This is a genomic window from Paraburkholderia sp. SOS3 (assembly GCF_001922345.1).
GTDB lineage: Bacteria > Pseudomonadota > Gammaproteobacteria > Burkholderiales > Burkholderiaceae > Paraburkholderia.
Map to the genome: position 1 here is coordinate 724509 of NZ_CP018812.1, position 16319 is coordinate 740827.

The 16319-nt window shown below is 60.1% G+C and carries 13 protein-coding genes; 10 read left to right on the plus strand and 3 right to left on the minus strand.

Annotation, left to right across the window (positions count from 1 at the left end):
* Positions 1–32: 32 nt before the first annotated feature.
* The 3 genes from BTO02_RS23240 to BTO02_RS23255 form a co-directional block, all read right to left on the minus strand.
* Positions 33–1025: a GlxA family transcriptional regulator gene (locus BTO02_RS23240; RefSeq protein ID WP_075159582.1), complete on the minus strand. Its 993-nt coding sequence runs from the start codon at positions 1023–1025 to the stop codon at positions 33–35.
* Positions 1026–1798: 773 nt separating this feature from the next.
* A complete protein-coding gene (locus BTO02_RS23250; RefSeq protein WP_075159584.1) occupies positions 1799–3256 on the minus strand; it encodes a hypothetical protein in 1458 nt (485 codons plus the stop codon).
* Positions 3257–3277: 21 nt separating this feature from the next.
* On the minus strand, positions 3278–4309 hold the full coding sequence (locus BTO02_RS23255) for an acyltransferase family protein (protein ID WP_075159585.1): 1032 nt from the start codon (positions 4307–4309) through the stop codon (positions 3278–3280).
* A 378-nt stretch (positions 4310–4687) separates the two neighbouring features.
* Between BTO02_RS23255 and galU the strand changes: the two genes are divergently transcribed.
* From galU to BTO02_RS23305, 10 genes are all read left to right on the plus strand, one after another.
* Complete coding sequence (gene galU, locus BTO02_RS23260; protein ID WP_075159586.1) at positions 4688–5575, plus strand: UTP--glucose-1-phosphate uridylyltransferase GalU; 888 nt, start codon at positions 4688–4690, stop codon at positions 5573–5575.
* 50 nt (positions 5576–5625) lie between these two features.
* Positions 5626–6054 carry a hypothetical protein gene (locus tag BTO02_RS23265; protein WP_075159587.1) on the plus strand — a complete coding sequence of 143 codons (429 nt, stop codon included), beginning with the start codon at positions 5626–5628 and terminating at the stop codon, positions 6052–6054.
* A gap of 347 nt (positions 6055–6401) precedes the next feature.
* Positions 6402–7508, plus strand: coding sequence for a polysaccharide biosynthesis/export family protein (locus BTO02_RS23270; RefSeq protein ID WP_075161293.1), 1107 nt, complete (start codon positions 6402–6404; stop codon positions 7506–7508).
* The gene (locus BTO02_RS23275; protein WP_075159588.1) at positions 7505–7942 is read left to right on the plus strand and encodes a low molecular weight protein-tyrosine-phosphatase; all 438 of its coding nucleotides are present in this window, start codon (positions 7505–7507) and stop codon (positions 7940–7942) included. The genes BTO02_RS23270 and BTO02_RS23275 overlap by 4 nt, the downstream gene beginning before the upstream one ends.
* 16 nt (positions 7943–7958) lie before the next feature.
* Positions 7959–10190 (plus strand): polysaccharide biosynthesis tyrosine autokinase, encoded by a 2232-nt coding sequence (locus BTO02_RS23280; protein ID WP_075161294.1) that lies wholly within the window; start codon positions 7959–7961, stop codon positions 10188–10190.
* 132 nt (positions 10191–10322) lie between these two features.
* Positions 10323–11399, plus strand: coding sequence for a glycosyltransferase family 4 protein (locus BTO02_RS23285; protein ID WP_075159589.1), 1077 nt, complete (start codon positions 10323–10325; stop codon positions 11397–11399).
* Position 11400: 1 nt separating this feature from the next.
* Positions 11401–12504, plus strand: a complete 1104-nt coding sequence (locus BTO02_RS23290; RefSeq protein WP_232243639.1) for a polysaccharide pyruvyl transferase family protein — start codon at positions 11401–11403, stop codon at positions 12502–12504.
* Entirely contained in the window at positions 12434–13612 is a 1179-nt protein-coding gene (locus BTO02_RS23295) for a glycosyltransferase (RefSeq protein ID WP_232243640.1), read from the plus strand. The genes BTO02_RS23290 and BTO02_RS23295 overlap by 71 nt, the downstream gene beginning before the upstream one ends.
* Positions 13609–14865 carry a hypothetical protein gene (locus tag BTO02_RS23300; RefSeq protein WP_075159591.1) on the plus strand — a complete coding sequence of 419 codons (1257 nt, stop codon included), beginning with the start codon at positions 13609–13611 and terminating at the stop codon, positions 14863–14865. Before BTO02_RS23295 ends, BTO02_RS23300 begins: the two co-directional genes overlap by 4 nt.
* Before the next feature lie 26 nt (positions 14866–14891).
* Positions 14892–16265: a glycoside hydrolase family 71 protein gene (locus BTO02_RS23305; RefSeq protein ID WP_075159592.1), complete on the plus strand. Its 1374-nt coding sequence runs from the start codon at positions 14892–14894 to the stop codon at positions 16263–16265.
* The last annotated feature ends 54 nt before the right edge of the window (positions 16266–16319 follow it).

Sequence of the window (16319 nt, forward strand, 5' to 3'; positions counted from 1 at the left end):
GGCGCTCGCCGGGACGAGCGCGCGGCCGGCGCTCAGCTGGAGGTCCTCGATGCTTCCCGGCCCATCCGGTAGTCGGTCGGCGTAGTGGAAAGATATTTCCTGAATAGCTTGGCCAACTGGCCGCCGCTGCCGATGCCGCAGCGGCGCGCGATCTTGTCTACCGGAAGACGCGATTCCACGAGCAATCGGCAGCTCATGTTCAGACGCGCGCGCAGCAGGTAATCGGAAGGCGTGATGCCCATTTCGCTCTTGAAGCGTCGCAGGAAGTTCCGCTCGCTCATCGCTGCAACCTGAGCGGCGTCGTCGATCGAGATCGGCTGGTCGACATTTGCTTCGAGCCAGCGCGCGGATTCCATGATCTTCTCGCTTATCTGCGGCACCGCTCTACCGGTGATCGGCGAGGCGAACGGCGTCTTGTGATCGGGTACGACCGATTCGGAAACAAGTTGGGCGAGCTCCGCGCCGAGATCTTGCTTCACGATTCTCAACGCAGTATCGACGGCCCCCGGCGGCTCGCCAAACGGTCTTCGCGGATAGACGTCGCGCCATTCATGTCCTGCTTCGAATAGCGGCTGGTCGCGACTCGTGAAGCCCGCCGCCTCGAGGAGCTGCTGGCCTTCCTGAATCGAATGAACGATTTCGCTGGACGGATGCCTGCGGCGCAGCCAATCGCGCAGCCGCTCGTCCCGGCATGCCTGCTGCGCGCCCGTGCCACCGGCGACGAACAGCATATGCACGTCATTGGTGTCGCGGTAACTCTCGACGCTCTCGGTCCAGACAAAGACGGAAGACGAACTGGCAATGCGGCCGCCGGCTGCCGACCATAGAGAAACGTCGTAACGCGAGCGGCCGATCGGTCTCGGCGACACGAGCGCGTTGGCTTTCTGGAAAACTTCGATGATTGCGGCGATCCCCGGCAACGCAAAGCCGTTAAAAAGGGCAATGTCGATGCGCGTGGTTCGGTCTACGTTGAGCTTCGAGATGTTTTGCCGCAAAGCATGTGGCACGGTCCGATTCAACTCCATTTGTTTTCCCCGAGTGATCACGACTCCCAGAGCTCTTTGGTGCGCTCTGTGTTTATTTGTGTCGACGCATCCTATACAAACGGTTCTATCGCCGTTATTGCATGGCCGATTAGGTCAAGACATTGGCTGCTTGAGACACAGTAGGCAATATGTACACCGAACTTCCATGCATTGTGGATTCGATGTGTATCGATATTCTGCTGGGAGTGATGAGTCAAAAAAATGTCGCACCCTGAAGCAGATACAAGGGCATGAAGTTGTTTCGAACTCTACTGCGACGATATTGATTCAAGTAAAACGCAGTCGCGCAAACGATTGCGCGAAAAAAATAAATCTCGAGTGCATCAGTTCCTTTACTCACCTTCTCTATTGAAATAACGCGCATAAGGTCGATGCCGATCGGCATACCCGCATGCCGCTAGTCGGGTCGCGATATTGTTCATTTGGACAATATGTTGCCGTTGTCCGCCAAACAGATGTACATGGGAATCGCGATCACTAGAATGGCGCCTGGTCACTCGAAGCGGACGGCCGCGAGCGCGTCTTCTTCGGGATTCTTGCCCGCCGTGCCCCCCGCCGGCGGGCCTTTTTCATGCTCGCCTGGAGCTGCGGCAAAAGGGAAGCTTTGCGCAACGCTGCTCGCGAAACAGTTGCCGCAGTTGACGGTGGCGGAAATCGTGTCACAACTCGATTACAGTCGCGCATGATGCTGCGCAGGTGCGGTGCAGGTGCGGTCAAGTCATCGCACGAAACGCGTCGTCACGAAGGCACGCTCACGGGGCACCGCGTGGTGTTCGGCTCGCGTGGCGTTGTCCAGCATGCGGCCACCTCAGCGCAAAGCCAATTGGGATACCGAACAGAAGCACCCAGCGAATCATGTAATAAACAAGCACGTTCGAGTCGAACAGGAAATAAAGGAACGGCATCGGCCACAAGACGGCGGCAAGCGCGGTCCAACGCCTCGAGGCGTTGGCGACCGCGTTGACAATGACCAGCAGCCAGGCCGGAATCAGGAACGACAACACAAACCCTGCGAAGCCGAAGTTCACCAGAAACTCGCCGGGCATTCCGAACAGCAGTGTCGTTTTTTCGAGCGTGCCGCGTTCGACCGCTTTTACGATATCGGTCTTTTCCTCGGCGAATGTGTCGGGCTTGTCTTGCCAGACAGCGGTGGGAATGATCGACGCAAGTGCGCCGACGAAACTTCGACCCATCGCAAGCCTATAGGCCGGTTTGCTGATCTCGTTGATTGCGACCGTTTGCACGTCGAAGCGCGACAGATCGCGGAACAGAAACGAACTCAGGGGCCCCATGCTCAGCTCCAGATCGCGTTGCTCCGCGAAACGTTCGGGCAATTTTCCAAGCTCGGAATAACCAAGGCCTAGCTTCAGTGGTATGAGCAGAATGCCCGCCAGCAAAACACCAAGCCCGAACAGGCGCGCCTTTGCGGCGCTGATTGGCTGAACGAAGCCATGATAGAGAAACAGCGCGAAGACGAGCACGAAAACGATGCCTTGGCGGCTGCCTGCAATACCGGCGGAAAGCCACCCCAGAACGCCGAGCTGCACGAAAGCGAGTAGTGTCAAAAGCCTGTTCCGGCGCCGGCGTACGGTCAGGCAGACGAACACCCACAGCGGAGACGTGTTCGCAAATGCCTGGATGACACCGAGTCCTCGGAACGGGTCATATTCGGTGCCGTTGCTTTCGAGACGGGTGTCGTACAACTGGGCGATGCGTGAATATCCCCCGAGTTTCACATAGATGAATGCCAGTGCGCATAGCGACAGCGCCGCAAACAGGTAGGCAGGAATGCCTGCTTGCGCGGTGCGGTTGGTATTTACCGGACGTTCGACGAGCGCACGGCTCTTTGCGTCGAGCACGAGTTTGACTAGCGTGATGCCGAAAATGCAAAGCAGATACCAAACGATGACGGGCGCGCTGTCTTGCGGATATAGCTTCAGGTAAATCTCGTCGCCGGCCAGCAATTGCCAGAGCGGAAAGATGCCGAAAAAGAAAAAGAGAAAAAACCGGAACCAGCGAACCGTTTGATTGCGTGGCCTGATCGCCAGGATTGCGACGATCAGCATCGCGTTCAATACGATCGTCAGTGCATGAGCGCGCTCGGTATAAAGGACGAAGAACGCGACTGCGCATAGCACGCCGGTGGCAAGCGTTGCTGTCAGCGGGTGAGCGCCCTGCCGCCGCGCGACAATGCGTTGGACGATGGTCATAGGCTGGGCCTGGAGCGGCTGCTACAAGTGTTGATCCACTGGCTGGGCGACGCGCCTCAGTCGTCGCAGCGCGGCTTTTGCATGCCGGTTGAGATTGACCTCCACAACCGAATAGCATGCATAGCCCGCGATCGATGCAACCAGACAAAGCGAGGCGACCGACACGGCGGCATCACGCTGGATGCCGAAATGGCGGATCGCGAATCCCGCAGCAGCGAGAGCGAACGGATGCGAAAGATACAGCGAATACGACGCATCGCCGAGCGCGCAGCACGCTCGCACGATGACGCTGCGCGAAATGGACCGGATCGCCGATTCGCCGCCGACGACCGCGCAGAAGATCAGCATGAACGGTATGCCGTAGATCAGCACGCGATTCACGTGTGGATCGAACGCACTCAAGCCAACCAGGGCAAGCAGTCCCACCGTCAGAAGAAGCAGATTGCAGAGCGGGCGGCAAAAGGTGCTACGAAGATACAGGTAGGCGCCGATCCCCATGACGAACTCGAGCAGCAACGGATCGGTCAGAAACCGGGCCGTGAAATCGGCGGGTCGGGCGACAATGCCCAACACGACCAGCGCAAGCATGACGGCACTGACGAAGAACAGTCTGCCGCGAAGCGCAAAGCGCAGTGAAGCGGCGAACACGATGTAGAACCAGAATTCGTAGCTGAGCGTCCACCCGGTCTGGATCAGAAACTTGGCGCCGGTCGGAACGAGCACGAATGAACCGAACACGTCGGTCACGCCGCCACTACTGTTGACGAGCGCCGGATTGGCGACATAGGCCGCCAGCGCGACCAGTGTGAGTGTCCAGTAGAGAGGAACGATCCGCAGAAATCTCGCCGAAAGAAACTCGCGAGCCGTGGTCCGTCTGCCCGCGGTAACGTGGCACATGATGAACCCGGAGATGATGAAGAACAGGTCCACGCCTGATCCGCCGAACTCCCATATGCTGCCGTCGCCGGACAGTTGACCCTGTTTGTGAACCGCATGACATACCACGACCAGCACGGCCGCGATCGCCCGCAATATCTGAACGGAAAGCAACATCTGTGAGCCCGAAGAGGTTCTTGTTGAGCGATTTTCGACGTGGCCTTAACGCACGGCGCAGCCGGATATTACGCATGCGAAGTCAAAACACGGCTTTGCGGCGCTTTTCGACCAGACGTTGTCGGCTCCGAACCAATCTATTTGCAGCGGGCTGGCCCAGAGCGTGGGGTGAACGTTGAATCGTTTTCCTGACTATTTTTAATCCGCCGCGAAAGGTCACGTTACCAAAAATGCCAAAACGTGGTGCGCTTCGGCCAGGCCGCGGCGGCCTCACCATGCTTCATCTACTCTTCGCGCCAGTCGTGCGGAAGCTGACGATAGCCCCGGCCATCGTGTACGGAACGGGACGACGAATTCACAGGATGCAATGGATTACTCATGCTCAACGTTACCAAAGCGGTCTTTCCGGTAGCAGGCCTCGGCACACGGTTTCTCCCGGCCACCAAGGCAAGCCCGAAGGAAATGCTGCCGATCGTCGACAAGCCGCTGATCCAGTACGCAGTGGAAGAAGCGATGGCAGCGGGCATCACGGAGATGATCTTCGTCACGGGCCGCAGCAAGCGCGCGATCGAAGACCACTTCGACAAGTCGTACGAGATCGAAGCGGAACTCGAAGCGCGCGGCAAGGCGAAGCTGCTCGAGCTCGTGCGCAGCATCAAGCCGAGCCACGTCGACTGCTTCTACGTGCGCCAGCCCGAAGCACTCGGTCTCGGGCACGCGGTGCTGTGCGCCGAGAAGCTCGTGGGCGACAACCCGTTCGCGGTGATTCTCGCGGACGACCTGCTGTACGGCACGCCGCCCGTCATGCAGCAGATGATCGAGGTGTTCGACCACTATCACAGCTCGGTTATCGGCGTCGAAGAGATTCCGCGCGACGAGACGAAGTCGTACGGCATTGTCGACGGCAAGGAATGGGAAGACGCGATCATCAAGATGTCGGGCATCGTGGAGAAGCCGGCGCCGGACGTCGCGCCGTCGAATCTCGGCGTGGTCGGCCGCTATGTGCTCAAGCCGCGCATCTTCGAACATATCCGTGCGCTGAAGCCGGGCGCCGGGGGCGAACTGCAGCTGACCGACGCGATCCAGTCGCTGCTCAACGACGAACAGGTGCTCGCGTACAAGTATCACGGCACGCGTTTCGATTGCGGCAGCAAGCTTGGTTACCTGAAGGCGACCGTCGAGTTCGCGCTGCGTCACCCGGAGCTCGCGGGCGATTTTCGCGCCTATCTCGACGAACGCGAAAGCGTCGTCGCGACGATCGACTAGCAGCCGGTTCAGGTGGCATCGGAGACACGATGGACTCGAGCCGGAATCCCATGCGCATAGGGCTTCGTCTGTGGGGCTTCTACGACTTCGAGGTCGAGGGCTGGCTTCAGGACCTTCCCCGTTCCGGAGGTAAAGACTCGTGGGAAATCGCACTGCATCGTGACGGCGAGGGGTTCGACATGATGATCCATCTCGTCAGATCGACGTCCGCGTCGTGCGGACCGTTTTGCTGGAACTGCGTCGGCGCCGATCGGGCGATGCAGCGGTCGATCGGCAGTCTGACGACGCACCTTGCGCTTTTCTTTGGCGACGTGCGTCGTTTGCCTGCGCATCGATCTGGCCTATGGATGTTGCTCGACGGATGCAGCGAACAGGCGGCGTTGCATACGGTGGCCGAAAACGTCGTCATTCCATTGGTTTCGCATGCCAGACGGGCGAAAAGAGCGCGGCATGCGATGGCGTTGCTGACACACGAATAATCGTTTCCCGACTTTGGCCGCCATCTTTCCCCCGTCCTTGGCAGGCCAAATGTTTCGCCCTTCATGACGTTGCGTCATGAAGGGCTTTTTTTTCCGACATCGATCTCGCAAGTGCGGATGCAGGCAGGTCGAGATAGCGGATGAACCACCTTTGCCAATTCCGCCAACCTTTTGTCCTGATCGGACGGAACGGAATTGGACGGCGATTGCCGCGAATATGATTCGCCTCGAAAGCAAGGGACGCAAGTTGGCGTGAATGACGCGATGCGAAAAGGAATGCGATGCGAGAGACGGGCGATCAGATTGCAAAGGATGTCATCGGCGGTGGCCTATGCAGGTTGCTGTTCATGGGTCCGATATGCGCGCTTTCCGTCGTGCTGGCGTCGTGTGCGGTGGCGCCCGGTCAGAAGATGACCCAGCCTGCGTCCATCGACGTTGCTCACGATGCAGAAGGGGTAGCGCAAACCGCTCCGGTGCCGATCGTGAACATCGACACTGCGCTGATCGCACAACAGCGTGCGCTCAAGGTCGAGGACGGCGAACGCGCTGCGCGCGATCTGTCTACCGTGCCGGCGCCGTATCTGGTCGGGCCTGCCGACGTGCTGCAGATCACCGTTTGGGACCATCCCGAACTCGCGATTGCGCAAGGCGCGCCAGGCCAGACTACGACCCGCACAGCGGACCCGGTCCCGGGCTTTGTCGTGGACCAGGATGGCAACCTTCAGTTTCCGTTTGCGGGCACCTTGCACGTAGCCGGACTGACGCCGGCGCAGATCCAGGAAAAGCTGCGAGCGGCATTGGTCAAGCCCTTCGAAAAGCCGCAGATCACGGTTCGTATTGCGTCGTTTCGTGCGAAGCAGGTCTTTATCGAAGGTGAGGTTCGAACGCCTGGCGTGCAGCCTTTGAACGACGTTCCGATGACGCTTTACGACGCGATTGGCAGGGCCGGCGGATTCGCGGCCACAGCCGATCAGAGCCGCCTGCTGCTGGTGCGCAACGGCAAGTCGTATCGGATCGATATGACGTCGATGTTCGAGAGCGGATTCAACCCGGCGCAGATCGTCTTGCATAACGGGGACCTTTTGCGCGTGAAGGCGCGCGACGACAGCGGCGTGTACGTGATGGGCGAAGTGACGAAGCCGTCCACCGCGGTGCCGATGCGCGACGGAAAGCTCACGCTGAGCGACGCGCTGTCGCAGGCCGGCAGTTTCAACAGTGCATCGGCGGACCCGGCCCAGGTGTACGTGATCCGCGACGCAACGACGACGCGTCCGCAGGTCTTTCACCTCGATGCGAAATCGCCGGTCGCGATGGTTCTCGCGGATCAGTTTCCGCTCGCGCCTCACGACGTCGTATACGTCGATGGAAACGGCCTTGTCCGCTTCAGCCGCGTGCTGAATCTGTTATTGCCCGCGGTGAACGCGGGACTCACCGGGGTGATCGTCGGGAAATGATGAACAGGATTCTTGTGGTCTGCGTGGGCAACATCTGCCGCAGCCCGATGGCCGAGTATGTATTGCGCGGCCGGCTTGGCGGAATCGCGGTTGCATCGGCAGGTCTCGATGCGCTCGAGGGATATGCAGCCGATCCCGACGCGGTCCGCGTGTCCGCGGAGCGCGGACTCGATATCACGCCGCATCGTGCACGCCGGGTCAACATGGCGCTCGTCAACGAGGCCGAGCTGATCCTGACGATGGAAGCGGCCCATACGCGCGAACTGGTTCGCCGGTATCCGACCTCTCATGGAAAAGTATTCCGTCTGGGCGAAGCCGAAGATTTCGACGTGCCCGACCCCTATCGGAAACCGATCGACCGGTTTCACGATTCGTTTGGTTTGATCGTTCGCGGCGTCGATGCATGGACTTCGCGTATCAAGGCGCTCGCTTAGACGGATGTCAAAAACGATGAGCAATAAAATCGACAACACGACGGTCGACCTCGGCGAAGGCGATACCGACTTCGTCCGGTATATGGATGTCCTGATCGGCAGGCGGCGGACCGTTGCCGCGATCTGCCTGATCGTGCTGATCCTCGGGACCGCCTATGCGTTTCTCGCCCGGCCGCGCTATGAAGCCAACATCATGGTTCAGGTGGAAGAGGACAACCCCACCAGCGCAGGCTCTCTGCTCAACGACGTGTCGTCGCTGTTCGACGTGAAGACGCAGGCTGAGGGCGAAATCGAAATTCTGCAGTCGCGCGCAGTTGTCGACCAGGCCGTACAGGATCTCAAGCTTTATATCGAGGCCGCCCCGCGCTATTTCCCGTTGTTCGGCTGGCTGATCGCCAGGCATTCGAAACATCTGTCGACGCCGGGTCTATTAGGTTTCGGCGGATTTTGCTGGGGCGTCGAGTCGATCAAGGTCGATACGTTCGACGTACCAGATGATCTCCAGGGCGAGCGATTCAAGCTCACGCTGCTCGATGGCGGCCGATTCCGCCTGACCGAATCGGATCTGGACACGCCGATCGAAGGCACGATCGGTCGCATGGTGGTCTCCGATCAGAGCGTCGGACAGATTCGCCTGCGGATCTCGTCGGTCAACGGCGAGCCCGGCGCTGCATTCACTCTGATCCGGAATTCGGAGCTCAAGACTTTAGCTGACCTGCAGAAGCAATTGACGGTCGAACAAAAGGGCAAACAGAGCGACATCATCGTGGCGTCGCTGCGCGGCAGTAACCCGGAAAAGACGGCGAGAATCCTCAATTCGATCGGATTCGCTTATGTCGCGCAAAACATCAAGCGCAAATCAGCGGAAGCGGACAAGTCCGCCGCTTTCCTCGAAGGTTTGTTGCCGAACCTTAAAAGCGATCTGGAGAAGGCCGAAAAGCGCTACAACGATTACCGGAACCGGCACGGCACCTACGACCTGGGCCTCGAGGCGCAGAGCCTGCTGCAGGAGACCGTCGCATGGCAGACCACGCTGCTGACGCTACAACAAAAACGTTCTGAACTGACCAGCACCTTTTCGCCCGATTATCCGTCCGTGCGAGCGATCGACCGGCAAATCGACGACATGCAGCAACGGCTCAAAGGCGTCGACGGTCGCATGAAGCTTCTGCCGGATCTGGAGCAGGGAACGGTCGCGTTGCTGCGAGACGTGCAGGTCGATACCGATATCTACCTCGGTGCGCTCAGCAACCTGCAACAGCTGAGGCTCGTGTCGGCCGGCAAGGTCGGAAGCGTGCGTCTCGTCGATCATGCGCGTGTGCCCGAAGAGCCCGTGCAACCGAAAAAGCCGCTCGTCATCGCCTTGTCGCTCATGGGCGGATGGATGCTCGGGGTTTGCGGCGCATTCGGCCGCGAACACCTGTACGGCGGCGTGACCGATGCTCAGGACATCGAACGCTACGCGAGACTCAGCGTCTACGGCGCCATTCCGTACTCGCAGCAACAGCGATTTCTCGACGATGCACTGCGTTCGCACGGCCGCGGTCTCTCTCTGCTAGCAAGCCGGGATCGGGCGGACCCATCCATCGAGAGTCTGCGCAGCTTGCGAACCGCCCTGACGTTCGCGATGCTGGAGGCGCGCAACAACCGCCTGCTTCTGACGGGGCCTGGACCAAGTGTCGGCAAGTCGTTTGTCGCGTCGAACCTGGCGGCGATCATCGGTGGCTCCGACAAGCGAGTGCTGCTGATCGATGCGGACATGCGGCGCGGTCACCTGCACAAGTACTTCGGTATCGCCCGGGGCCGCGGGCTGTCGAACATTCTCTCTAACCAGGCATCGTTCGACGACGTGATCAATCGCGGCGTGTCGCCAGGGCTCGACCTTGTCACCACCGGCAGCATCCCGCCGAACCCGTCGGAACTGCTGATGAGCAAGGGCATGGTTCGACTGCTCGATCGTGTCGGCGACATGTACGACCTCGTTGTCATCGACGCGCCACCGGTCCTCGCAGTGGCGGACGCCAGCATTCTTGCGGGAAGCATGGGAACCACGTTCCTCGTGGCCCGATTCCAGAAGACGGTGATCGGCGAGCTGACCGAAAGCGCGAAACAGCTCGAACGTGCAAACGCGTCGCTAAAGGGCGTGATCTTCAACGCCGTCGATGCGCGCGCTTTCGGCTATCGCTCGAAGTACGGCTCATACCGGTATATCGCGTATCGCTACGAGCGGGCCAGAGCCGCCGAGTGAGCGAGGCCGGTTGTTGCGGCTGTTTGAAGTGTGCGAGGGGTTTAGCGGAAGCACATCGCAGGTTGTGAAAAGAAGCGGACCCGTGCGGTGCTGACGCACTGTACGGCGCAAATATCCAAAGCGGGGCGTGACATGAAAATCGTTCATGTAGTCGAGACCTGGATTGGCGGAATTGCCAGCTACGTACGTGCATTGATGATCGAGCAGCGAAACCTCGGGCACGAGGTCGTGCTGCTCTGCGATCCGATGAATCTCACGCAGGTTCAGGTGGGAATCGCTGACGTGGCGGTGGTTCACTATCGATCCAGCCGCAATCCACTGCTGTTTCCGGTCGTCGCCCGGAAGCTGAAGCAACTGATCGACGACATCGACGCGGACGTGATTCACTGCCACAGCACCTATCCGGGCCTTTACGTGCGCCTGAGCCGATATCGAGACCCGAAACGCGTGCTTTACACGCCGCACGCGTGGTCCTTCATGAAGCGGGACACGCCGGCGGCGATCCGGCACCTCTTCGCATCGGTCGAGCGAGCGCTGTCGAAGCGATGCACGAGGATTCTTTGCATGTCGTTCGACGAAGTGCGCGCTGCCCGACGCTACCGCATCCCGCTAGAAAAAATCGATCTCGTGTACACCGGCATTTCGGCCGACGCGGTTGTCGAGCGTGGCACCGGGCAGGCGGTAACGCAGGATGCCGGCCTGTCGATTCAGGTCGGCTATTTCGGCAGGCTCGACTATCAAAAGGGATTCGACATTCTTCTTGGCGCCATACCGCGTCTGAAGGACGGCTTGCACGTGCACATATTCGGCACGGCGGTTCGGGGAGGCGTGAATCTGCGTGCCGACGACCCGTGTGTCACATACCACGGTTGGGTGGGTCCGGAGGAGACCAGCCGGGCGATGAAGCAGATGGACGTGATCGTGGTGCCCTCGCGTTGGGAGGGCATGGCGCTCGTTCCGATCGAGGCGATGCGTGCGGGGAAGGTGCTCGTTGTCTCCAATGAAGGTTCGTTGCCGGAGCAGGTGATTCATGGCTACAACGGCCTGATGTTGCGCGAGTTGACCAGCGAATGCCTGGCCGGGCAGCTCAACGCTTTGTCGCTTGAAGAATGCCGTCGGATGGGCGCCAATGCGCGCCATGTATTCGATCACGCGTTTCGCGCCGATCGCTTTTTCAGATCGATGATGAGCTGCTATGAGAGCGCATGACGTGTTTCTGCTGCACGCCTATAGCCCGCGCAACAGCGGCGACGGATTGCTCGTGAAGTTGAGCCTCGAGGCCATCCGCGCGGCCGGAATACACCAGCGCGTGACGGTGGTGTGTCTCGACAAGGCGGCCTTCGCGAACTACCTCGACGATCCTGATGTCGAGCTGATTTCGCTTGCGGAGTTTGTTCTGAGGACTGCCGTTCGAGTGGTCTCGCGACGTCCTGCGATATTTTTCGGCGTCGGCGGCGGATATCTTCGCTCCGGAAATCCTGCTGAAGGATGGAAGGCACTGATCGCGCATGGCACGCAAATTCTTTGTGCCGCAATCAGTGCGGGAAGCCGGACCATTTATTTGCCGCAAAGCGTTGGACCATTCAATGGCCTGCCCGGCTTCGTTCTGAAGCGGTTGATCCGACGTTGCGTCGGAACGATATTTCTGCGCGACGACAAGAGTAATCTGGAACTGCAGCACTGGCGCGGTATCAGGATCGGGGACCTCGTGGTGCTCGAGATCGCAAGGCGGGTGCAGTTGACGGTGGTTCAACCCGCAATAGACCGGCAGAAGGTGTATTTCGTGTTTCGCGACCTGAGCGGCAAGCCTTACTCGGACGCTTATCTGCGAAACGTCAAGCGCCTCGCGGAGCTGATTCCGGACGCGGAGTTCGTTTTGCAGAGTTCCGGACGAGGCAATAGCGACGACGAGTTCTACCGCCGTGTTTTCGGTATCGAATGCCGCACGTCATTGCGCGAGGCCCTGCAACAGCGCGACGCGATCGTCGTTTCGGTGCGCCTGCACGGAAGTCTGGAAAGCGTGCTGGCCGGCGTGCCGAGCATCCATCTGTCTTACGAGCGAAAGGGCGTCGCCGCGTATCGCGATCTGGGCCTCGACGAATACGTCTTTCATGCCAGTGACTTCGATCCGGCTGCGATAGCGACGCTGGTCGAGCAGTTGCGAACCGTGCCGCATCTGTTCTGGCATCGTTTGAACACGGCATCGGCGAACCGCTACGACGAATTGCTGGAGTACATCAAGAATGAAACGCGACACTTCGATCACGCTGCTGATGGACGGAAACTTCTCGCGAGTCGGGACCGAAGTTTATAGCCCGCACATGGGCTTCGAGAAATTCGCAGCCCGTTTTACGCAGAGTTTCGACGAGGTGCGTATCGCCGCGCGCTCGTTCCCGGTAGCAAGGGCGATCGGCACGCGCGTGACCGGCGAGCGCACATCGTTCCTCGATCTCGGCGCCCATCGGGGTGTCGCTGCGCTGCTGGCCGGCATTCCGCGTCTCATCGCGCGCGTCAGCCGGACTGTCGCGGACGCCGACGTCCTGCTGATTCGCTTTCCGGGGAACATCGCGCTACTGGCGATGCTTGTTTGCCGGTGGCGCGGCAAACGTTTTTCGACCGAAATCGTGGCCGATCCGGCTGATTATTTCAGCGATGCGGCATCGCGGCACCCGCTGCGGCGGATCGCGCGCGCGGTGCATTGCTGGGCAACGCGATATGCCGCGACGCACGCCGAGACCGTTCGGTACGTCACGGCCTACACGCTGCAACTCGAGTATCCGGCACATGACATACGAGGCGTCTTCGGCTTCAGCGACGTCTATCTTCCCGATTCGATGTTCGATCAGGAGGCCGCCCCGGCGAACCATCCGCAAGACAGCTTCGGGATCGTCAACGTGGCGATGATGCACAACGAAAGCAAAGGCCATACGGTGCTGATTCACGCGATAGCGCGGCTTCGCGCGCGTGGGCTCAATGTGCATGCGACCTTGATCGGAGACGGCTCGCTGCGCGAGAAATTCGTCAGGGAAGCGAAGCAGGCCGGCGTTGACGGCGCCGTGCATTTCGCGGGATCGATGGGCGGCGAGGAAGTGCGAGCGGCGGTCGCGCGGCATTCGCTTTTTGTGTTGCCGTCCTTTCAGGAGGGTATGCCGCGCGCCATGCTCGAAGCGATGGCACTCGGCGTGCCGGTTATCGCGACTCAGGTCGGCGGCATTGCCGAGGTGCTCGAAGTCAAAGAGCTCGTCACGCCCGGTGACGTCGCGGGCCTGTGCGATCGCATCGAACGTATCGTGAGAAATCCGGCGCTCCGTAGAAGCGAGGCGCAACGGCACCGCTCGATCGCGCGAAGGTTCCAGTTTTCGACGTTACAGTCGCACTATCTGACCTACTGCGCGGAGCTCAAGGCAAGGAGTGTCACGTGAAGAAGGACTTCCTTTACGTGGTGCTGGCCTCCGCGCTTCCCGCGCTCGGCAATTTTGTGGCCGTCGCATTGGCCTTGCGTCACCTGGACCCGGATTGGCTTGGACGATCGTACGCGCTGCTCGCGTTTTTCTATATTGCCATCGACCTTTTCAATTTCGGTTCCCCGCGTATCTTCACGATCGATCGTGTCCGGTCAAAAGTCTCGACGCTCATCTTTCTCGATGTCGCGAGTGCGGTGGGTTCGACGATCGTCTTTGCGTCGATTACGCATTTCATCGCGCAAAGGGGCCTCGTTGCCGAACCGCGTTTCGCATGCAGCCTTCTGATCGCGCCGGCATGCTTCGGGCTCTCGCACTTTTCACTCGGCGTGCTGCGGCTTTACGGACGCAGTGCGGTCGTGTGCGCAGTGTCGACCGTGTCGGCGTTTAGCCGTGTCGCGGTAGTGTGGCTGATCGTCGCGAGACCCGGTCTTCAGCCGATGCTTCCCGACCTGCTGCTGCTGGTGGAAGCGGGATACGGCGCGATGCTGCTGCTGACTTATCTTGTTACCGTTGTTTCCGGCAATACGTACGTGGGGGACTTCGACGCTTCGCCGGCCGGCGCCGGAAGATTCAATCCGTGGACATTCGGCTACCTTGCTTTCCTCAAGGAACATCGCAAGGAGATCCTGGGAAGCTGGTATTCGAATGCGGTCTTTTCCGGCGCCAAGCATGCGGACATCATGCTTGTCACATTGGTGCTGGGGCCGTCGGCCGCCGCACTGTACCGCGGTGTCAAGAGTGTCCACAATCTCGCGTTCAATAGCGGTCAGGCGTTCGCCCTGGTCGTTGCGAGCAAGCTTGGTGGTGCGATGTCGTCGTTACGGAGGGTGCGGCGCGCGCTGTTCGCATTGGCAGCCGTTGGCGGTGTTGCACTGGTCGCGTCGACCAGTTGGGTCGCGCTGCGTGTTCACCTGTTCCCCACGGCTTCGTTAGGCGAACCGATTCGTCAATTCGCCTTCATGTTCGCCGCGTTTCTCGGTGCCGGCGTGATCTTCGTTTGCAGAATCTATTCGCTGCATGTTTTCTCGATCGATCAGCGGTCGTTTGTCAGGCTGTCCTCACTCGAGGCCGGAGCGTCGCTGCTGCTCGTCACTATGCTGTCCTATGGGCTCGGACTGATCGGCGCGACGCTGGGGCCGGTGCTCGGCGGAGCACTCGTGCTCGGCCTGTCCGCGCGCCTAAGCACGAAACCCATCGCGGTTTCGGCCTGAATCCCGACTTCAGACTGGCGTGAACGATGAAACGACGGAGATTGCTTGAAGCGGCGGCTGCGGCTTCGTGGGCCGCGCTACCGGGCGGGCATGCGCTCGCGGCAGCGGTAGCGGGGCAGCCGGCGGCGCCCGTGTCGCGGAAATACGTGTTCGCGCATTACATGGTGGCGTGGCCGAGGGGCGGCCCGCATGCGGTGCTCGGGGACTACGCCGCGGAGATACGCGATGCCATCGCGCACGGGATCGACGGATTCGCGCTCAATTGCGGTGGTTGGCACGCGAGCGAGCCGCAGTACAAACAGCGCGCCCTGCTTCTATACGAGGCGGCCAGAGGTTTTTCAGGCCGCTTCAAGCTCTTCGTCTCCATCGATGGGAACGCGCAGAACGAACTCGACGATATCGTCGCGACCACACGCGGTCTGGATGCGCAACTGATGCAGGACGGCAGACCCGTGTTGTCTGCATACGGACTCGGCGGCAGGGATCCGGGACGATGCGACGCACTGATCCGTCAGGCGTGTCAGCTCGGCGCGTGGTTCATACCGCATTTCTCGCCGGGCAGGGGAGAAGCGGTGATCGGGCCGGAGCAGGCAGCGGAGATCTCGAAGCGGGCCGCGTCTGCTGACGGTTATTTCTTTTTCGGCGCGGCGGCATTGCCGGACTCGCTGGCTCGCTCGATCAGGCTGCTCTCCTATACGCTCAAGCGCGAAAGGAAGGCGTTTATGGCGCCCGTCACGCCTTATTACCGGGGCCTTGCGTCCGGCACCAACTATCGCGCGTTCGAAACGAATGGTTTCAATGGCATGGCGGACGAATGGCAAGCAGCGATCGACGCCGACGTGGACTGGGTGCAGATCGTGACGTGGAACGACTGGGCCGAGTCCACTTACGTCGCACCCATCGGCTCGACGTCCAGCGCGCTCGTGTACAACAAGCGGTTTGGCATTCTGTTGAACCATACCGGCTATCTCGATGCGAGCCGCTATTTCATCGATTGGTTCAAATCGGGCATTAAACCGGCCATCGAACGTGACGAGATATTTTATTTCTACCGGCTGCATCCAGTCGATCTGCAGACTAACCTGATCGATGCAATCTCCAGCCGCGCGGCGTTTCCGCCGCGCAGCACGGGGCGATTGACGTCCTATATCCATGTCACAGCGTTCGTCGCTCAGGACGCGAGTCTGCAGGTGACGTGCGGACCGAATCGCTGGGTGTTGCCGTTGCATGCAGGTTTCAATGAAGCTGTGTTCCCGTGGACGCCCGGGCGGCCACGCTTCGTTCTAGTCAGAAACGGTCAAGCGGTTCTGCAGAAGGTGGGTGAAGAGACCATCACGCGCAACGACTATAGTGGCGCGTTCAATTACTTTAGCGGAAGCATGAGAGGCCCCGTGTCGTAAAGGCGCTTGCTTGCAGCGATGCGCGGCACCGAATGCGAGCGGCGTAAGCGAGTT